At 73.7% G+C, this 21,081-nt stretch carries 7 protein-coding genes; 2 read left to right on the forward strand and 5 right to left on the reverse strand.

The genetic code is table 11. From position 1 onward, the window contains the following. Nucleotides 1–75 precede the first annotated feature (75 nt). Together AB0A97_RS01140 and AB0A97_RS01145 are read right to left on the reverse strand one after the other, a co-directional pair. Complete coding sequence (locus AB0A97_RS01140) at nt 76–2,910, reverse strand: right-handed parallel beta-helix repeat-containing protein (RefSeq protein WP_361142723.1); 2,835 nt, start codon at nt 2,908–2,910, stop codon at nt 76–78. Further along, nucleotides 2,907–12,233 (reverse strand): putative T7SS-secreted protein, encoded by a 9,327-nt coding sequence (locus AB0A97_RS01145; RefSeq protein WP_361142726.1) that lies wholly within the window; start codon nt 12,231–12,233, stop codon nt 2,907–2,909. The genes AB0A97_RS01140 and AB0A97_RS01145 overlap by 4 nt, the downstream gene beginning before the upstream one ends. A gap of 234 nt (nt 12,234–12,467) precedes the next feature. On the opposite strand from AB0A97_RS01145, the gene AB0A97_RS01150 reads away from it, so the two are divergent. Then, on the forward strand, nt 12,468–13,478 hold the full coding sequence (locus tag AB0A97_RS01150; RefSeq protein WP_361142729.1) for a hypothetical protein: 1,011 nt from the start codon (nt 12,468–12,470) through the stop codon (nt 13,476–13,478). 79 nt (nt 13,479–13,557) lie between these two features. Beyond that, entirely contained in the window at nt 13,558–13,866 is a 309-nt protein-coding gene (locus AB0A97_RS01155) for a hypothetical protein (RefSeq protein ID WP_030020961.1), read from the forward strand. 81 nt (nt 13,867–13,947) lie between these two features. Here AB0A97_RS01155 and AB0A97_RS01160 read toward each other — a convergent pair whose 3' ends face one another. Genes AB0A97_RS01160 through AB0A97_RS01170 form a run of 3 tightly spaced genes read right to left on the reverse strand, consistent with a single transcriptional unit; the run spans nt 13,948 to nt 21,049 of the window. Beyond that, nucleotides 13,948–18,693 carry an FtsK/SpoIIIE domain-containing protein gene (locus tag AB0A97_RS01160; protein ID WP_361142732.1) on the reverse strand — a complete coding sequence of 1,582 codons (4,746 nt, stop codon included), beginning with the start codon at nt 18,691–18,693 and terminating at the stop codon, nt 13,948–13,950. Beyond that, a complete protein-coding gene (locus tag AB0A97_RS01165) occupies nt 18,690–20,441 on the reverse strand; it encodes a hypothetical protein (protein ID WP_361142735.1) in 1,752 nt (583 codons plus the stop codon). The genes AB0A97_RS01160 and AB0A97_RS01165 overlap by 4 nt, the downstream gene beginning before the upstream one ends. Further along, nucleotides 20,438–21,049, reverse strand: coding sequence for a sigma-70 family RNA polymerase sigma factor (locus AB0A97_RS01170; protein WP_361142737.1), 612 nt, complete (start codon nt 21,047–21,049; stop codon nt 20,438–20,440). The genes AB0A97_RS01165 and AB0A97_RS01170 overlap by 4 nt, the downstream gene beginning before the upstream one ends. Between the last annotated feature and the right edge of the window lie 32 nt (nt 21,050–21,081).

The raw sequence follows: 21,081 nt of genomic DNA on the forward strand, positions 1-21,081 counted from the left end.
CTCCTGGGGATGGTCGGGGGTGTCGGACCGGAACCGGACCGGGCCCGGCGGGACGCTGGTCAGGCCCGCCGCTGGTCAGGCCCGCTGGACGGGCCCGCCGGGGCCGGACGGGTACGGCTGCGGCGGTGCCTGCGGTCCGGCGGTGCCGCCGGGCGGCTCCGCCTGCGGCAGGTCCTGCCGCGGCAGCTCCAGTTCCGGGACGTCCAGTTCGGAGAGTGTCCGCAGGTCCGCCTCGGACGGGGCGTCGTTCTCCGCGACGCGGTACGCCTGGCGTTCGGTCATCGCCTGGAACGTCTGCCGGGCGGAGCGCCCGTTGCCGAACCGGCCGTCGCGCGGGACGTGGTCGAAGTAGCCGACGAGGGTGTCGCGTGCCGCGTCGGTGAGTTCGTACTGGTGGGCCGAGGCGTGCTGTTCGACGATCCGCACCAGGTCCTCGGTGCCGTAGTCCTCGAACAGCAGGGTGCGGTTGAAGCGGGAGGCGAGGCCGGGGTTGGAGTCGATGAAGTGCTCCATCTCGACCGGGTATCCGGCGACGATGACGACGACCGCGTCGCGGTGGTCCTCCATCAGCTTCACGAGGGTGGCGATGGCCTCCTGGGCGAAGTCGTTACCGCCGGTGGCATGGGCGGGCGCCAGCGAGTACGCCTCGTCGATGAACAGCACGCCGCCCATCGCCTCCATGAAGACCCGCTGGGTCTTCGGGCCGGTGTGGCCGACGTACTCGCCGACCAGCGCGGAGCGGTCCGCCTCGACGAGGTGGCCCTTCTCCAGCAGGCCGACGGCGGCCAGGATGCGGCCGTAGAGCCGGGCGACGGTGGTCTTGCCGGTGCCGGGGTTGCCCGCGAAGACCAGGTGGCGGCTGAGCGGCGGCGCGGCCAGCCCGGCCGCTTCGCGGCGCTGGACCATGCGCATCAGCTTGACGAGAGAGGCGACGTCCTGCTTGACGCGTTCCAGGCCGATCAGCTCGTGCAGTTCGCCGAGGAGGTCGTCGAGGTCGGTCTCGGTGGGCGGGACCGTGGTCGTGGTGCCGTCCCCGGTCGGTGCGCCGGCGGACTGCGCGCCGCTCGCGGCGGCCGCGGCGGTGGCCGGGACGGGCGCGAAGGGCGCGGGCCACTGCGCGTCCTGGACCCGCCAGGACACACAGTCGCGCACCGTCGGCGCGGCGCCGTCCTCGGTGCTCAGGTCGGCCTCGGCGTCCTGGACGCGGACCCGGGTCAGGGCGGGTGCGGCCGCCTCGCCGAGGTGGACGGCGGGGAAGCCGGGCCCGGTGATCTCGCAGTCCTCGAAGGAGCCGGCGCCCTTGGCGTCGACGATCAGACCGTTCTTGCCGGGGCGGACGATCCGTACGGCACGGACGTCGGGCGTGGCGCCGGCCGCCACCACCATGCCGGAGCCGGCCGCTTCGGTGATGTCCACGTCCGCGGCCCGTACGGTGGCGCCGCCTTGGAAGACCAGTCCGGCGGTGCCGGCGCGCAGGACGCGGCCGCCGGTCAGTTCCGCGTCGCCGCCGCCGAAGGTGAGTCCGGCGCGTTCGGCGTCGGTGACCGTGCAGCCGGTCAGGCGCACGGTGCCGCCGGAGGCGGCGACGACGCCGTTGCGGCAGCGGACGACGGACAGTTCGGCCGCTTCGGCGGCGGCCTCACCGGACAGGTCCAGGCCGGACATGCCGCAGTCGGTGAGGTGCACCTCGGTGAGGGTGAGGCGGCTGTCGGCGACGGCGTGCAGTCCGTGTTCGGGGGTGGTTCCGGCGCGCAGCCGGGTCAGCGTCAGTTCGGCGTCGCCACCGGCGTGCACGGCGCTGAAGCGGCAGTCCGTCACTTCGCTGTCGGTCAGGGAGACGGTGGCGGAGCCGGTGGCGAGCACGCCGTTGGCCGACGAGCCGCGTACGGTCGTGCCACGTGCCTCCAGGCGGGCCGTGCCGTGGGCCGTCAGGGCGGCGGCGGTGGTCCGTACGATCCGGGTGTCGGCCAGCCGTACGCGGGCCCGCTCCCCCGCGGTGGCGCCGGCGCCGCCGCCGTCGCGCAGCACACAGCCGTCGAGCACGGCGTCGCCGGACCCGGCGACGTGCAGGGCGTCCGCGCCCGCGCCGGTCAGCTCGCAGCCGTACAGCAGCAGTCCGCCGCCGGCCCGCGCCGGGATCTGCCCGTCGGCGGCTTCGTACGGGTCGCCGTCGCGCGGCACCGGCGAGGAGTCCAGCACCCGTACGGCCTCACCGCCGCAGTCGCGGATGCGGCAGTCGACGAGCAGGGCCGCCGACCGGTCCTCGAACAGCAGGCCGCTGCGGCCCGCGCCGTCGATGAGGCAGTCGCGCAGCACGATGTGCGCGTCCTCGCGGACCCGCACTCCGGAGCCGGTGGCCCCCTTGATCCGGGTGCCGGTCAGCTCCAGACGGGAGTCGCCGCCCACGACCACGCCGGTGCCCTGGGCGCCTTCGAGGACGCAGTCGGTGAGGCGGACCGCGCCGATGGTACGGATCAGCGCCCCGGCCAGGGCCGCGCCGGTCAGGCGGGCACCGGTCATGGTGAGCGCGGCCTCGCGCAGCACCTCCAGGCGTCCGCGGTCGGTGCCGCCGCCGTGCCAGTGGGTGACGCCGCCGGACAGCAGGACGGCGGGCCGGTCGGCGGCGCCGCCGCGCACGGTCAGGCCGTCGAGCGTCAGCCGGGCGCCGGGCAGCACTTCGAGCGCCGGTGTGGTGCCGCCGGGGGCGGCGAGGGTGACCGTGCCGCCGTGTGCGCGCAGGACGACGTCGCGGTCGATCCGCAGGACTTCCTCGTAGGTGCCGGGCGCGATGCGGATCTCGTCGCCGGGCGCGGCCGCGTGCAGCGCGGCGCCCAGGGTGGCGTGCGCCGCCGGGTGCCCGGCGGCGACTGTGTGGACCGTCCCGGTGTCCGGGTGTTCTGCGGTGGTCATGCGTCGCCCATGGTCGTGTCCTCGTCGTCCGGCCGGAGGTTCCTGACGGCGCGCCCCTTGCCCTTGCGGGGACGCTTGACCGGCTGGTCGGCCGGCTCCTCCATGTCGTCAGACTCCCGTACGGTCCAGTGCCAGCCGCCATCGGGGTCCGGTTCCCAGCGGAAGTCGAGGCCGGGGCGGGGGCGCGTCCGCGCGCCCGTCGTGGCCGGCGCGGCCTCGTGCACCACCATGCCGTCCTCGTCGATGATGCGGATGCGGGCGCCCAGTCCCTGGGCGTAGAGCCGTACCGAGAGTTCGGCCGGCGAGCCGGCGGCGAACGAGCCGTGCGGGTCGAGCCGCCCGGTCGCCAGGGTGGCGAACAGGTCGCGGGAACCCGTGCCGGCCCGGTCCGCCTCGGCCAGCACCAGCTTGACGACGGGGTCCTTGATGCCCTTGGGCTTGCTCCTGAGGTACTGCTCCACGGCGTCGAGCAGGTTGCCGGGGGTGTGGCCCGGCGCGCCGGTGCCGTCGGCGGCGTTCTCCAGGGCGTGGAACAGGGACCGGGGCGGCGAGTGCACCGGCGGGTATCCGGCGACGACGAGGTGCAGGTTGCGCATGAACGCGGCCGGCTCGGGGTGCGTCGCCGCCGCCAGGCTCGCGAACGCCTTGTCGTTCAGCGGCACGCCCGCCCGCAGCGAGAGGCCCGTGTCGCCCGGGATGGGCGCGGAGACGTTGAAACCGAGGGTGTTGCCGTCGGCCCCCAGGCCGTCGAGTCCGTTGACGAGGTCCCGTGGCGAGTGGGTCCTGCCGCGTCCCGGGTCGACGGGTGCCAGCGGGTCGCTGGAGAGTCCGGTGGCGGAGTTCTTCGTCAGGTGGTCGTCCCGGCGCTCGGCCCAGTGCAGGCCGCTCTTGACCCTCCTGGACGTCTGGGGGTCGACGTCCGTGAACGAGTCGCGGCCGAACATCCGGCCCATCGCCTGCCGGACGTCGTTGTGGTCCTGCGGCAGCGCGGGCCGGTCTCCGAACAGGCCCTCCATCATCCGGGACAGGTCGGTGGGGGTGGCCGCGCCCTCGAAGTCGGCCACGAAGGGTACGCCGCGGTCCGGCAGTGTGTTGGTGTGCGCGGCGATCAGCCGTTCCGCCTGCCGGGTCGCGATGGCGTTCAGTTCCCCGGGGGTGAGCAGCCGGCTGACCGCGTCGATCTCCGGTGTACTGAGCGGTCCGTCGCTGCCGCCGCCCGGTCCGCGGGCGGCCAGCCGCTGCCGTACGGCGTCGATCTGTCCGGCCGTCGGTGTCTCGATGTCGGCGCCGTACGTCCGGTCGTACGGGCGCTGGGCGACGGCCTCGATCTCCCGGTCGGTGAGCCGGTGGACGAGGGAGTCGCCGGGAAAGGCCGAACGGTCCAGTACCGGCAGGGTGCGGTCGAGTTCCCAGGCGTTGAAGGAGTTCAGGGTCTCGGCCAGGCCGTTGAACTCGCTCTTGCCGGCGCTGAACCTGATGGGCTGCCAGCCGGGGCCGACCCGGTCCAGCAGGGTCGCGGCGGCGTCGGTGAAGAGGTTGGGTTCGGGCGAGTACGGCAACTGCGGGTGGATACCGGCCAGGCGGGTGCGGGCCCGCATGTCCGCGCGGACGGCGGTGTCGAAGGCGGGCAGGTCGGCCGCGGAGACCGTGCGCAGCGGTCCGACCTCCTTGCCCTTGGCCACGGCCTTGGCGTGCTCCTTGGCCAGGCGGACGTTGGTGTCCTCGATGAGCTGGGCGGTGTCGGCGCCCGGCACCTGCCCCTCGGGCAGGCGGTAACCGCCGGACATGGACAGCGGGCGCAGCGGCGGGATGCCGTCGCCGCCCATCGCGAACTCCTTGACGAAGTGCTGGAAGACGTGGTCGCCGGTGGGTACGAGCCGCTGGTAGGTGTCGAAGTCCATGAAGGAGAAGTACGGGTGCGCCGGCTGGTGCGGGTCGTACATCATCGAGCGCGTCAGGTACCGGCTCGGCGGGCTGGTCATGGTGACGTTGCGGATGGTTCCGTAGGGGAAGTTGTCCCTGCCGCCGGTCCAGCCGATGCCGACCGCGGCCACCGGGTAGGGCACGTCGTCCAGTCCGTCGAGCACGTCGCGGACCGCGGCGTTGACCGCCGCCATCTCGTTCGTACGGCCGTTCACCCCGATCACCACCGCGAACCTGCCCCGGTATTCGCCGCGCGGGTCGGTGGTGATCGCCGTGAGGAAGTCCCGCAGCCGCCGGCGTCCCGCTTCCCCGGCGATGTCGCTGTGCCGGACGACGGTGTTCACCACGTACGCCATCGGGAGCTGCTGGTCCAGGCTGGCGTGGATCCAGTTGGTGTACTGGTCCGGTGTCAGCGGGCGCTGGCCGAATCCGGGCAGCCGCTGGAAGGCGCCGTTGACGGTGATGTCGCCGCGGGTGACCTGGTTGCCGAGGTTGGGGACGTCCTGCTGCCATGCCAGGTCGCGCGGCAGCGGTCCGGCGGTCGGCGGGCCGCCGTGGCCCAGGTCGCCGTACGGTCCCGTGCCGCCCGTCGGCCCGTCGCCGTGCGGGGTCGGGGCCGCATCGTCGCCCGCGCCGACGGGGCCGGGGGCTTCCGTCATCTCCAGGTCGTCGACGTGGTGCGCGGACGAGCCGCCGGCCACCTCCAGGTCGTCGAACGCCTGGGTCAGGTTGGTGTGCCGGGACGGCGCGCCGCCGAGCGGGCCGACGTACTCGCCACGCTGCGCGCGGTCGACGGCGATCGCGTGGTTGGCGTCGTCGATCTGCCGCTGGATGGCGTTCGGGTCCATGCCCAGCTCGTCCAGGCGGGTCTCCGCCTTGGCGAACTCGGCGCGCTTGACGCCCAGGTCGTCGAGGGCGCCGGTGGCCGCGGCGGACGGCTGGGACGGGCCGGGCTGCCCTGCCTCGGGCACCAGCTCGTCCACCTTGTTCTCGGCACGCGCCAGGTCGGCCGACGCCCGCTCGTACTGTTCCCAGGCACCGAGCCGCAGGTCGGCCTCCACCCCGCCCGCGCCACCGGTGACGATGTCGTGCCGGACCGCGGACCGCTCGCCGATTCCGGAGCCGGGCTCGAAGCCGAGCCGCGCGGGCGCGGGAGCGGGCGGGGGCGGCGCCGCGTTGCTCACGTCCCAGTGCCCGGAGTGCGGGCCGCCGTGGCCCGGGACCCAGGTCACGTACAGCGGCGGGCCCGGCTTGCGGGCCGTGAGGTCGACCGTGTGGACGGAGCCGTCCGCGCCCCGGATCTCCAAGGGACGGTTGAGCGCCTGGGCGTAGCGGTCCAGCACGATCCGCTCGATCGGGCCGATGTCCGACACGTCCGGGCCCAGGCGTCCGCTGACCAGCCCGACGGTCAGCGCGCGGCCGTCGAGGCCCCGCGTGAAGGTGTCGTTGACCAGGTCCTCGAAGCCGTTCTTGCCCATCTGCCGCTGCACCTGCGTCAGCAGCGTCCGGGCGTCCGGGATCGCGCCGGGCGTGATCCGGCCGCCCTTGGCGCCGGCGGAGGCCGGGGGCGGCTCCGGGAGGGCGCGCAGCAGCGAGTCGTTCGGCAGGCCGCCGTGGGGCAGCAGATCGGCGATCACGTAGTTGTGCAGCCGCTTGTACGTCCCCTCCTCGGTGGCGGTGATCAGCGCATGGCTGAGGAACCGTTTGTCCGCCGGCACGATGCCCACCACGAGCCCGTCCGGCCGGCCGGGTACGCGGATGGAGATGTTCAGGCCGAGGGTGTTGGAGTCGCCGCCCAGTCCGGCGCCCAGCCGGTCGAGGGTGGCCCGGGGAGGTTCGTTGAGCTCGGGGGGCCGTCCGTCGATGCCGACGGGCTTCAGCGGGTCGTCCCGGAAGCCCTGCTCCGGTGACTTCCCCTTCAGCAGCTCTTCGCGCAGCTTGGCGATCTTCGTGTCGTCCTTGGCCCGCGACAGGCTCGGGTCCAGGTCGAAGGTGTCCCGGGCGAAGACGTGCTCCACCACGTTCTTCGGGGTCAGGTGCTCCTGCGGCATGTTGCCGACGCCGCCGGCCTTGCCGTGCTTGTAGTAGCCGGCCATCAGGCGGGACAGGTCGGTGGGGACCGCGCCGTTCACGAAGTCGGCGACGAACGCGGTGCCGCGGTCGGGCAGCGCGGAGTTGGCGGCGGCGATCTCCCGCGCGACCGCGTTGCCCGGCACGTCCGGCAGGGTCTGGTCCAGTTCCCAGGCGTGGAAGTGGTTCAGGCGCTCCCGCAGGCCCTTGTACTCGCCGGTGCCGCCGCCGAACCGGACCGGCCGCCAGGGGCCCGCGGCCAGCGGTACGTCGTCCACCATGGTGACGGCGGCGTCCACGAAGAGGTTCGGCTCGGGCCCGTACGGCAGCAGTCCGTGCCAGTCGGCCATCTTGGCGCGGATGCGCATGTCGGAGTCGACGACGGACGCGAACTTGTCCACGTCCTGCTGGGTGAAGACCATCCCGTCGGGGGTGTCGCCGCGGGTCTTGGTCGCCTTGATCAATTCCTCGGCCGAGCGGTCCACCGCGACGCCGTCGACGATCACCGTCTCGCCGGTCTTCCCCGGCACCCGGTAGCCGCCGGTCATCACCAGCGGGCGCAGCGGCGGGGTGTCGGGGACGCCCGGCACCGTCACGGAGTCGTCGGACACCTTCGCCGCGGGCCCCGTGTCGTCGGGGAGATTCTTGGCCCAGTCGTCCACGGCGCCGCCCTCGCCGAGGTTCAGCTCCCGGTCGAAGTGGTCGAAGACGTGCCGGCCGCTGGGGACGGTGTGCTCGTACACGTCGAAGTCCATGAAGGCCCAGTACGGGTGGCTGGGGCCGCCCGCCCCGCCGCCGTGCATCATCGAGTGCGCCATCGACCGGGCCGCCGGGCTGGTCATGGTGAGGTTGCGCATGGTGCCGTACGGGAAATTCTCGCCGTAGAAGGTGGTGGCCACCATCGCCAGCGGGTGGTCGAAGTGCGTGGAGGCGAGGGCGTCGTCCATCGCGCGGTGGATGGCGGCGAGGTCCTCCAGCTTGCCGTTGACGCCGATCACCACGCCGAGGCGGCCGTCGTAGCCCTCCAGGCCGCGGGTGATCGAGTTGAGGAAGTCCTGGAGCTTGCCGCCCCCGAGTTCGCTGTACGAGACGATGGTGTTGACCACGTAGGACAGCGGCCGGCCCTCCCCCGTGCTCGACCGCATCCAGCTCAGGTAGTCGCCTCCCGTGAGCGGCTGGTGGCCCGCGAACGGCAGGTCGCGGAAGGACTGGTTGACCATGGTGCGGCCCGCCGCGTGGGTGCCGGGCTCGGGCCACAGGGCGTGCGGCGCCCGTGGGTCGGGGGACCAGTCGTGCGGCCCGAGCGGCAGCGGGTCGCCGCCGTGCGGGTCGGGCGCGCCGCCGAGCGGGCCGACGTACTCGCCGCGCTGCGCGCGGTCGACGGCGATCGCGTGGTTGGCGTCGTCGATCTGCCGCCGTATCGCGTTCGGGTCCATGTCCAGTTCGCCGAGGCGGGCCTCGGCATCGTGGAACTCGGCGCGCTTGACGTCCAGGTCGGCGAGCGCGTCGACGGCCGCCGCGGACGGCTGGGACGGGCCGGGCCGGTCCGCCGTGGGCGCCAGTGCGTCCGCCTTGCCCTGGGCACGGGCCAGGTCGGCCGAGGCCTGCTCGTACCGCTCCCAGGCACCGAGCCGCAGCTCGGCCTCCGGCCCGCTCGCGCCACCGGTGACGATCTCGTGCCGGGCCGCGGCCCGCTCGCCGATGCCGGAACCGGGGGCGTGGCCGAGCCGGTCCTGCGCCGGGGGCCGCGGGACGTGCGTCTCCGGGACGGGCCCGAAGTCCGCGGAGTCGGCGAAGTCGGCCTTGGCCTTGTCGATCGTCGGGACCGGCTCGAAGTCCGCCCTGCCCTTGCCCTTGTCCGTCGTCGGGACCGGCTCGAAGTCCGCCTCGCCCTTGTCGACATGCGGGACCGGCTCGAAGTCCGTGGAGCCCGCTGTGCCCTTGCCCTTGTCCACGGGCGGCACCGGCTCGGTGTCCGCGAGGTCCGCCGTGCCCTTGCCCTTGTCCACGGACGGGACCGCCTGCGTCTCCGGCTGCGGGTGCGGCCGCGGTCCGCCACCGAGGCCGTGTTCACCGAAGATGCCGCCGGTGAGGGCGTTGATCTGGGTGCGGGTGCGCGCGGCGTCGATGCCCAGCTCGTCCAGCTTGGCCTCCGCCTTGGCCACCTCGGCGCGCTGGACGCCCAGGTCGTCCAGGGCCTCGGCCAGCGCGGGCGAGGGCTCGCCGGCGGTCACGCCGGGCGGCGGCGCCAGCTCGTCCACCTTGCGCTCCGCCTTGCCGAGCTGCGACAGCGCGTTCTCGTACCCGGCCCACGCGTTGAGTTTGGCCCCGGCCTCCGGGCCGACCGAGCCGCCCAGGATCAGGTCGTTGCGGACGCGCAGGCGGTGGTTCATGGCCGCGGCGCCGGAGAAACCGCCGAAGCGGCTGCCGGGGGGCGCGGTGACGGTGCCGGGTTCCTTCGCCCCGGGCGCGGGGGTGGGTGTCTCGGCCTTCGGCGCGGGTACGGGCGTCGGGGCGGGCGCGCTGTCGGTGGCCTTCACGGCGGCCGGTACGCCGGCCGCGGCCTCGTTCTCCGCCTTCGCCGGGCCGCCCGGGTGGGCGATCAGGTCGAGGACGCTGTGGTCCGCGGGGCCGGTGGCGCCGCGGGCGCCGGCACCGTCCAGGTCCGGGAGGGCGGACACCCCGGAGGGGCTGTTCGAGGTGGCGCTGTGGCCGGCGGACGGGACCGGCTTGCGGTCGCCGGTGTCCAGCAGGCTCATCGCCATGTCGTGTTCGTTGACGACGGGTTGGGGCGTCGCCTTGGCCGTGGCGCCCGCGCCGGTGCCGGGTGTCTTGTCGGCCTTGAAGTCCGGAGTCTTCAGTCGCACCGGGTCGTTGGCTCCGACCGACGCCGGTACGTCGGCGGGTGCCTTGGCCAGGTCGCGGGGCGGAGGCACCGCGCCCGCGATGAGCGGGACATCGCCCTGTGCCCCGACGCCCGTCGGCCGGATCGTTTCCGCACCGCCGTGCACTCCCGGCATCTGCGTGGCGCCGCCGGGTACGTGCTGCGTGCCCGCCAGGTTGCCCGTCAGGTTCTGGGGGGCCGTCGTGACGGGCGTGCCGGGCGCCGTGGCCGCCAGGTGGTCGGCGGTGATCGTACGAGGGGGCGCTTCACCGATGCGGAAGCTGATGCCGTCCCCGTGGAAGGCGGTCACCGCGACGTCGCCGTTGGCCAGCGCGGTCAGCTCGGGGAAGGTCATGTCCTCCAGTGCCTCGCCGTGCCCGATCGCGCCGCGGGCCATGGAGTGACCGTCGCCGATGCCGTGGACGAAGGTGTTCTCGAACGAGGTCTCGGGGACGTGGACGCTGGTGCTCTCCGGCACGTGGCCGAGGACGGAGGACGACCCGTGGGCGTCCTTGAGCAGGTCGATGGCGGTGTCGGCGTTCAGCAGCAGGTTGTTGTCCATACGGACCTGGCCGGCCGCGAAGTCCGTCTGCTGGATGAGCTGGGTGGCACCGGCGCCGTGCACGTCCGGGACGCTCAGGCCGTTGTCGAGCGTGGTCATGCCCGGCATGTGCAGGTCGGGGGTGGCGATCAGGCCGGGCTGGTCGAAGTGCGCGCCGGTGTGCGTGAGGGAGCCGCTGGGCACGGTGATGCCGTGCGGCGTGTTCACACCGGTGTGCGGCACGGTGATTCCGTTCGGCACGGTGATCCCCTGCGGCACGGTGACCCCGTTCGGCATGTTCACGCCGACGTGCGGGACGTTCCCCAGGCCCTTGACCCCGAACCCGCCCAGGTTGCCGGGGACGTTGAGGTTCAGTCCGCCGGGTCCGAAGGAACCGATGCCGTTGGGGATCAGGTTGCCGACACCGTTGACGTTGAACGTCCCCAGGCCGCCGGGCCGGAACGCGCCCAGCCCGTCCAGGTGGAGCCCGCCGATGTTGTTCGGGACGAGGGCGCCCGGGAACTTGGTGAGCCCGCCCGGTGACACGGAGGGGATGTGCACCCCGGGGAAGGACACGCCGTGGAAGCCGCCGGGGACGAAGTGCAGGGCCGACAGGTCCACGAAGCTGCCGGGCACGAAGTGCACACCGTTCCCGCCGACGGGCCGGAACGGCGCCAGCGCGCCGAAGTCACCGGTGGGGACGCCCTTGGCCAGCGCCGCGTCCGTACGTCCCGCGTTGGCCAGCAACTGGTGCAGGTCCGGCTGCTTGATGCCCAGCACGCGCTCGGCGAAGGCGAGCCGCGCGGCGCCGCCGAAGCCCAGCACGCCCATCTCGGTGAAGTCCAGGGGCACGACGGTGGCGATGCCCGCCCGGCCGAGCCGCTCGAAGTTCACCTTCGCGTACGCGCCGAGCTTGTTCCAGTCCCCGGTGATGCCCTTGGTGACATCCACCCAGTCCTTGGAAACGGTCTTGACCAGCGACTCCCAGCCGCCCTTGGCGAGGTTGCCGAGGCCCTTCACGCCGTTGACGACGTTGAAGGCGGGGGCCGCGTGGATGCCGAGCACGATCGGCGCCACCACGATCTTCGGCATGTTGTGCAGCGAGGAGAAGTGGCCGATCTCCTTGATGATGTTCTTCCCGGCGCCCGCGATGCCCTCGACGCCGCCCTTGAGGACGCTGCCCAGGCCCTTGAGGATGGAGCCGACCGGCAGCGCCTTGGTGGTGGGGAAGAGCACGCCGAGGAAGGCCAGGCCGAGTTCCAGGCCGCTGGCCTTGCCCTGGCTGAAGTCGACGATGGTCTTGATCAGCAGGACCGCGTTCATGCCCCAGGCGAGGATGGCGAGCACGCCGCCGGTGAAGATGGCGATGACCGAGAGGATGATGGTCAGCCACTGGAAGGCTTCCCAGAACAGGTCGCAGTCGCTGACCGGCTGGACCATCAGCGACCCGGCCGAGGTCAGCGACTTGTCCAGGGTGCTCGCCGCGGAGCTGAGGGCGGACTTCGCGTCGTCGGCCCGGTCCTTGTGGGTCTGGAGCTGCGGGTCGTCCTCGTCCAGTCCCTGGGCGGCGGTCAGTGCCGCGTCGGCGTCGGCCTGCGCGTCGGTGACGGCGGTGGCGTACTTGCGCAGCGCCGCCTCGGCCTGATGGAAGGAGTCCGACACATGGCCGACGAAGTTGTGCAGGTGGTCGTCGACCATGTCGCGCAGTTGGTCGGCGGTCTTGCCGATGAAGCGCTGGCCGTCACCGGCGGTCTGCTGGAGCGCCTTGAGGCCGTTGTTGATGGTGCCCGCGTGCGTGGCGAGGTCGCGCATCGCGTCGGCGATGGTGGTGATGGCGGCGGCGTCACCCGGGGTCGGGTCGCCGTCGAGACCGAGGGCCCCCCAGTCACCGGGACGCGTAGCCAAGCCTCTTCCCTTCGTGCAGCAGACCGTTCACAGGTGTCACGACCGGCGCGTTCCGCGCAGCGGGATCATGGGACACCACACCTACGTTCACGTATCGGCGGGGCGATCGGTTCACTGTGTGAACGACATCACTTCGGGCCGCTTCCGCGGATCAGGGGTGAACCGTTCCGCTTTCCCGTGCGTGTGACCATGTGAGACGTGAAGTGATCTCCGAACCGCGCGAGGGGTGCGACCGTGTCCGACATAGCCGTTGACTACGAGCTGCTCAACGATGTCGCGCAGAAGTCCGGCAAGCTGAAGGACGAGGTCAAGCAGGCCCGCGAGAGCAAGCAGGAGTACTCGGTCGACGAGGTCGGCTCCCGGGTGGCCGTCGCGGCGATCCGCAAGTACTACGCGACGTGGAAAGGTTCCTTCAAGCGCTCGGAAGAGAAGCTGGAGAAGCTCAAGAACCTCTACGAGGGCGTCGCGAAGAAGTGGGCCGACTGGGACTTCGACCTGGCCAACAAGGCGGCCAAGCAGAGCGCCCAGATCTCCTCCGACCTGTGGAAGGCCCGCGACAAGGAGTGGAACGCGTGGCACGAGGCGGTCGAGAAGGCCAAGAAGGAGCACCCGGACCTCGACCCGAAGCTGCTGCCGAAGGAGCCCGAGAAGCCCGGTGAGCGTCCCCACGAGTGGACCACCGACGACGGGCACGGCAACAAGACCACGACGACGTACGAGTACGGGCCGGACGGCGAGCCGACGAAGGTCACCACGACCATGGAGACCAAGACCGGCCTGAAGGCGACCGACACCACGAACTACCACGACGACGGTACGTACGACTCGAAGTCGACGGACGTCTTCGGCAACGTCACGAACACCACCGGCACGTCCACGAAGACCGAGACGCCGGAGCACAAGACCACCACGGACGACTTCAAGAGCAAGACGAAGGACACCGAGGGCAACGAGAGCACCACCACCGGCACCACCACCTCGGTCACCGACCAGAAGACCGGTCACCGGGACACCAAGACCACCTACACCACCGTCGGTCCCGACGAGGACGGCAACGAGCAGACGGTGAAAGGCACGACCCACTCCTCCGTGGAACTCAACGGCCGCGAGGTGACCACCACCATCGAGGTCAACGAGGACGGCAGCGGCACCAAGACCGTGGTGACCGACGGCAAGACGGAGGAGTGGACGAGCGACGACGCCGAAGGGGACACCGGCTGGAAGCCGAAGAAGTCCGACGACTGACGGCCCGTCCCTCCGGCCCGCCGCACCCCGGACCCCGTCCGGATCTCCACCCATCACAGCGATTCAGGGAGCCAGCACCATGCCCGCAGGCAACATCAACATCGACTACAACGAGATCCAGCGCGTCTCCGGCGTGATGAACCAGGCCGTCAACGACATCAACCCGCTGCTGCTGAGCACCAAGACCTCCGTCGAGGGCCTGCTGGACAACGGCATGTTCATGCAGCAGAGCAGCCCGGCGCTGAAGGAGTCGTACACCAACCTCACCGCGTCGCTGCAGAAGGCCGTGGAGAGCATCAACTCCTTCGCCAACCAGTTCAACCAGATCAAGAACAACATCGAGAAGATGGACGCGGACATCGCGGCGGGCACCAAGAAGGCCGGCTGACCTTCCGCACCGCACGACGGTGCCCCGCCGCCGGACGAGAGGTCCGGTGGCGGGGCACCGTCGTGTGCGCCCTGCGGCGGGTCAGCCCGCGTCGCCGTCGCGCAGCACCGTCTCCGGCACCAGCACCGACACCAGCGCGCCGCTGACCGGGTCGACGGTCAGGCCGCGGCCCGGCGTCGGACGGCCGCGCAGCAGGTCGTACGGCACCCGTACGCCGAGGATGTCGCCCTCGCTCGGCGACTGCGGCGACAGCAGCACGCCCTTGCGCACCCGCCGTACGAGGCCGAGCCAGCCGATGCCCACCGAGGTCAGCGTCTCGGCGGTGGCGGCGGCGACCAGGCCGATGCCGCGGTCCCGCCCGGTGGTGGCGACCTCGCGCAGCGCCGCGTCGGCCGCGGGCAGTTGGGCGAGCAGGTCGGCGTCGTCGACCAGGATCACGGCGGGGCCCGGTTCGGCGTTGAGCGCCGCGGTCACCTCGTCGGCCAGCGGGTCCGGGTCCTGGATGACCACGGCGCGCGGGTGCCGGGCCAGGCCCCGCAGCGGCGATTCGCGCGGGGTGAGCGCGACCACCCGGGTGCCGCCGGCCAGCAGCGACACCGCGAGCGTGGTGAGCGCGGTGGACCGGCCACTGCCGGGCGGGCCGCTGACGAGGAAGGACGGCGCGTCGGCCGCGAAGTCCACGCCGATGGCGCCCAGTTCGTCGCCGCCGACGCCGAGCAGGCCCCACAGCGGGCGCCGGTCGGCGGCCGGGACCTTCTCGTACGCGTCGGTGAAGGAGACCTGACGCGGCAGGCTGAGCACGCGCGCGGGGCGGCGTGCGGCGGGCACGTCCCGGTCACGCTGTTCGGCCCGTTCACCGATGCGCTTGAGCGCCTCGGCCTGGTCCCGGCCGGTGACCGGCCCTTCCGTACGCTCGCCGAGCAGCGCGACCTGCACCTCGGTGGCGCTGCCGCCACGCCAGCCGCGGCCCTGCGGGACGACGGCCGGCACCTGCTTCGGCGGGATGCCCGCCAGGCTGTACTCGTTGCGGTCGGTCAGCCGCAGCAGCAGCCGCTCGTCGTTGAGCGAGGCGACCTTGCCGGTCATCAGCGCGCGTTCGGACGTGGCGATGACGTGCAGGCCCATCGGCGCGCCCTCGCGGATCAGCGAGGTCAGCTCCTGGACCGGGCGGCCGCCGTCGTGGTCGTTGAGCAGGGCGGCCAGCGAGTCCCAGCCGTCGATCAGGACGACGATGTGGGCGGGGCGCTCGGCGGGCGGCAGGAAGGCACGCAGCTCGGTGAGGTTGGCCGCGCCGTGCGAGGTGAGCAGTTCCTGGCGGGCGCTCATCTCGGCGGTCAGGCGGGACAGCAGGCGGCCCAGCCGTTCCAGGTCGGCGCGCGGTACGACGGCGCCGCAGTGCGGCAGCGCGGACAGCGGCGACAGGGCGCCGCCGGCCGCGTCGATGCCGTACAGGTGCACGTCGGCGCTGGAGTGCCGCCGGGCCAGGGCACCGCCGATGGTGCGCAGGACCTGGGAGCGGCCGGAGCGGGGGGTGCCCAGCACGTACAGGTGCCCGAAGCGGGTGAGGTCCAGCTCCAGGGGCTCCTGGCGCTGGGCGCCCGGCAGGTCGGCCAGACCCCAGACGACCGGCGCGAGACGCCCGTCGGCCGGGTCGGGCCGGTCGGGGAGTTCGGCCAGGCTGACGGCGTGCGGCAGCGCGGGCAGCCAGGGGCTGGGCTGCCGCTCGATCTCCAGGTCGGCGGCGGCCTGCTGGACCGCGTCGACCAGGGCCGTCAGGTCGGTGGGCGCGTCGCGGTCGTCCATCGCCTCCTGGATGGCGTCGAAGAGATCCGTGGTTTCCTCGACGGGTTCGGCGGCCGTACGGCCCAGCAGCGACCAGGTGAGTTCGCTGGTCCACACGTCGGCGTCGGACTGCGGCTGCGCGCCCTGCCCGCCGTCCCCGGTGTCCTGGGGCGCGGCCTGCGCGCCGTCGCGTACGGCGCCGACGAAGGCCGTCTGGAACGGCAGCACCGAGCGGTGCCCGATCCGGGCCAGGGCGCGGCCCGGGGTGTCGCTGGAGATGCTCACCGCGTCGTTGACCTCCAGGACGTCCTGGCTGTCGAGGGCGTCGGTGACCCGCAGCGAGATCCGCAGGTTGGTGTTGGCGCGGATGTCGGCGGTGACCACACCGGCCGGACGCTGGGTGGCGAGCAGCAGGTGCAGGCCGAGTGAACGGCCGCGCTGGGCGATGCCGACCAGCCCGGGGACGAACTCGGGCACGTCGCGGGCGAGGGTGGCGAACTCGTCGATGATGAGCAGCAGCCTCGGCAGCGGCGGCATCGCGGGGTCGCGGCGGCGCATCGCCCGGTACTCGGTGTGGTCCTTGGCGCCCGCGTCGGCCAGGAGGCGTTCGCGGCGGGTCAGTTCGGCGGTCAGCGAGGTCAGGGCCCGCTCGACCAGGTGGCTGTCCAGGTCGGTGACCATGCCCAGCACGTGCGGCAGCTTCTCGCAGCCCGCGAAGGCGCTGCCGCCCTTGTAGTCGACGAGCACGAACGTCATCTCGTCCGGCCGGTTGACCGCCGCCAGGGAGGCCACCAGCGTCTGGAGGAGTTCGGACTTGCCGGCGCCGGTGGTGCCCGCGATGAGGCCGTGCGGGCCGTCCTTGACCAGGTCGAAGGTGACCGGTCCGGTGTAGCCGGCGCCCAGCAGGACGCCGGTGGAGGCCGGGCGCTTGGTCCAGCGGGCGGCCAGTTCGGCGGCCTGCGGCGGCTCCAGGCCCAGCAGGTCCAGCAGCTTGACGCGGTCCGGCAGGCCGTCGGAGCCGTCCGGGGTGACGTCGCGTACGGGGGCCAGGGCGCGGGCGATCCGCTCGCACCAGCCGGTGTCCACCAGGTCGGGACGGATGCCGGTGAGGTCGGCGCTGCCGGTACGGCGCAGCGTCACCTCGCGGGCGCCGACCGTGCAGACGGTGACGCACTCCTCGGGGAGCATCCGCTCCTCCTGGTCGAGGCAGATCAGGAAGACCCGTACGGACGGGCCCTCCTTGAGCACCTGCACCACACCGGGCACGTCCCGCAGCCGCCGGGCGCCGTCCAGCACCACGACGAGGTCGGGCTCGGCGAGCAGCGCGCCGCCCATCGCGGACTCCCGGGAACGGGCCCGGGAGCGGATCGCGGAGACCAGTTCGGAGACCCGGTTGGCGACCGTCTCCGGGTCGTTGCCGACGGTCACGGTGGGCCCGCCGGTGGGCGGCGCGGCGACGCCGCCCTCGCCGGGGCGGGCGTGCGGCAGCCAGCGCACCCACTCCCAGGCGGGCGCGCCCGCCGCGTCGGTGAGCACGGTGATCCGTACGTCACGGGGGCTGTGCAGGACCGCGGCCTGCGCCACCGTCCAGCGGGCCAGGGCACGGGCCGCGTCGGTCTCGCCCGAGATGCCGATGACGCCGTCCCCGCACAGGTCCACGCCGATCGGCATGTCGGGGATCTGCCAGTTCACCGAGCGGTGGTTGTCCTCGCGGGAGCTGTCCTCGATGGTCAGCAGCGACGCCTGGCGGACGGTGCCGACCCGCAGCAGCAGGTGGTCGGGGTGGCCGCGGCGGCGTTCCCACAGCCGGGCGCCGGGGCCGACGGCCCACATGCCGGCGGCGGCCGGGTCGGGCCCGGCCGCGACCCGCAGGCCGCGCTCGCGCTCCACCATGCCCTTGACGTCGTCCTCCAGCGAGGCGCGCCGGGCGCGGTAGTTGGCGACCGAGGTGAGGAAGTCGCGCCAGCCGCTGCGCCGGGAGCTGATGTAGTTGCCGATGGCGAGCACCGGGCTGAAGAACGCGAACATCAGGTAGAAGTACGAGTGCAGGAAGACGACCATGCCGATGCCCATGAACATCGGCGCGATCACCACCAGCAGCGGGATGGTGCGCCGGGGCGGCGGCGCGGGCGGTGAGGGCAGCGTGAACCGCTCCGGCACCAGCGGCGGGACGATCCGCGGCGGCCGGTTGAAGTCCAGGTGGGCGCCGTCCTCGGAGGCCGTCACCGCGGCGTCCGCCTCGGTGGGCTCGGCGATCCGCAGCAGGAACTCGCCCAGCCGCAGCTCACCGCCGAGCGGCCACTCCGCCCAGCCCTCGGGGACCGGCAGGTGGGTGTCGGCGTACGGGTCGGGCAGCTCGGGCGGCGGCGGGGGCGGCAGCGGGGTCGCGTCCGCCCGGGGCCGGGCGGGCGGCGGCTCGGGCACCGACAGGGCCACGTCGGTGCGGTGGCCGGGCGTCTGCCCGCTGCTGTGCGCCGCTGTGCGGTCGGCGGACGGGCGGGCGGCCGCCGAACCGGCGTCCAGCAGCACCGTGCCGTCCGGGCGGACGGTGATCCGGATGCCGGCGCCGGGCACGTCGCGGCCCTGGAGCCGTACCGAACTGCCCGCTGCCGGGCCGATGGTGTGCGTACCGAGGTCCAGCGGCCAGACCCGCCCGGCGCCCCGGCCGCCGATCAGCTGGAGTTCCACGCGGGGCGCGCGCGGCAGCCGCTCGCCGTCGGCGGAGCGGGACGGGGGCGGCAGCTCGGTGCGGTCGGGGCCGTAGCCGCCGTCCGGCTCGGGCGGTACGGGGCCGCCGATGCCGATCGTCGCGCCGTCGCGGATGCCGGTGGCGGACACCGGCAGGTCGGCGGGGAGTTCACGGTCGCCGAGGAAGAGGGCGGGGGGCGTGTCGCCGGTGGCGTGGTCACCGGCGAGACGCGCGGACAGGGCGCCGACGGTGGTCGTGCCCGGGGTGTGCAGAACCAGGTCGCGCCGCTCGGGGGCGGGCTGCGGGGAGCCGGGCCGGGCCGGAGCGGCCGGAGCGAGGGTGACGAAGAGTCTCACGGGGTACGCGGGGTCCGTTCCTGAGGATCGGCGGGGTCGGAGTCGGCGTCGGAGGCGCCGCGGGTGCCGGAGGCGGCGGACACCCCGGCCAGGCCGGGCGGCGCGGCGGCGGCCCGGGGCTCGGCCAGATCCGGCTCCGCGAAGTCGGCGCCGGAGCCGGTGTCGTGGCCGGTGTCGGGTTCGGGCTGGGCTCCGGCCGGGGAGCCGGTTGCCGCCGGGCGGGCGCCGGGGGCGTCCGGCCGCTGCGCGGGTACGGGTGCGGGCGCCGCCCCGGGAGCGGCGGCCGGAGCGGGGGCGCCCGGCTCGGGCTCGGCGAAGTCGGCGTCGAAAGCGGCGGTTTCGCGGGGTGCTGCGCCCTGGTGGGCGCCGCCTCCGTGGTCACCGCGCGCGGGCGGCGCGGCGGGCCAAGGGGCCGGGGCGGGCTGGGCGGGCTGCGCGGGCTGCGCGGACGGCGGAAGCACGGCCGTCTCTTCCCACACCGGCTCGGCGGGAGCCGGGGCGGACGCGGGCTTGTGCAGGTCCGGCTTGGCGGAGCCCGGTTCGTGTACGGGCCCGGCGGGACCGCCGTGACCGGCGCCCGGCCCCATGCCCGTAACCGGATTCGCCCCCGTGCCCGTGCCCGCTCCGGCGCCCGGCAGGACGCAGTGCGGCGCGGGCTGCCTGCGCCGTACGGTGCGGGCCACGGCGCCGCCGAGTGCGGGCGACTCCACGTCCACCCGCGGCCCGGGGCCGAGCAGCCGCCCGTCCGGCTCGGCGTGCAGCACCCAGCAGGCGCCCGGCAGGCGCCCGCCGACGAGCGCGCGGACGCGTCCCCGTGCGCACAGCTCCGCCAGCCGTGCCGCCTGGTCGGCCGTGGGCGTCCAGCAGACGACCACCGGGACCGCCGTCACGTCCACGGTTCGCGGTCCCTGCTGCACTCCGTGCTCCGGGTCCGTCCACCGGTCAGCGGACAGTTCGGTGAGGATCTCGTCCAGCGGGCGGCCCGGGAAACGCGGGTGCACGCCGTGCGCCACCAGGACCGGCGGCCCGTCCGGCATCCGGTCCACCTGGGCCGTCAGCGCCTGGAGCACGCTGCGGGACACCCGCGGGTCGCCTTCGACGCCCAGCGCCGCGGGGCCGCGCAGCCAGTCGACGAGCACCACGCCCGTCGACTTGCGGTCCACGCCGAGGACGAGCGGCAGCCGTACGGCGCGTCCGTGCGCCGCCGACGACCCCCGTACCGCTTCGGCGGGCGCCGACCAGGTCCACTCCCCCGGTTCCGCGGCCGCGTCCGTCCACGGCAGAACCGGTCCTGCGGCACCGGCCGGGTCGCGGCCGGCGACGACGACGTGCACCCGGTCCCCGGCCTGGGCCAGTTGGACGGTCGGCGCGTAGCAGTCGTCGCCCGCGTCCGCGTCCGCGCGGTCGAGCGCCGCGCGGGACACCTCGTACGCGGCCGGGTCGGCGAAGAACGCCGCCAGGGTCCGGGCGCAGCGCCGGTGCCGCAGGTAGGCGCGGAGCGGCGCGGTGAACGCCCGCGCGGTCATCCGGACCTCCCAGGCGATCCGGCGGCAGGTGCGGCGGAGGCCGCCCTGCTTGCGCACGGTCCGGGCGAGCAGCCAGACGAGCAGGATCAGGACGACGAGGAAGCCGATGAGGATCAGCCAGGAAGTGCGGTCCGGCATACCGAGGGCCAGCGGCACCGGGGACTGCGCCGGTGCCACGACGGCCGCCGTTCCCGGCGGCGCGATACGGCCCGGGCCGCTCATCCGCGGTCCCGGGCGTCGGGGGCGGCGGCCCGCCGCAGGTGGTGCATCGCGTGGTGCAGCCGGGACTTGACCGTGCCGGGCGGTATGCCCAGCGCGTGCGCCGTGTCGGGTCCGGAACAGCCGAGCAGGTATGTGTACACCAGAACCTCTCGATGGGGGCGGGACAGTTGGGCGAGCAACTCGACGACGTGCGTCCGCTCCACGACGCGCGCGACCTCGTCCGCCGGGCCGGCCGTCTCCGGCGGCAGTCCGGTCGGTACCGCCGGCCGGGAGCTGTCGCGCCGGCTCCAGTCGATCACGACGTTGCGGGCGACCCTGAACAGCCAGGGCAGACCGGGTTCCCACCCGGCCTCGCGCCGGCGGCTCCCCGCACGGGAGAGGTCGCTCTCCAGCCAGGCACGCAGCAGCGTCTCCTGGACGACGTCCTCCGCGCGCTGCGGGTCGGCGGGCAGCAGGCCGGTGACGTACCGTAACAGCGTTTGGCGGTACGACAGTACGAGGGCCGTGATGCGCTCCTCGGTGAGGGGCCGGGCGGACGGCGCGGAGACCGGCGCGGGGCGTCCCGGCGCGGCGGCGGGGCCCCGGGCCGGTATCGCCGGTTCGGTCATCGCTGTGCTGCCTCAGGGGATTTCGGGTCGCC

The organism is Streptomyces sp. NPDC045470 (assembly GCF_040646595.1).
GTDB lineage: Bacteria > Actinomycetota > Actinomycetes > Streptomycetales > Streptomycetaceae > Streptomyces.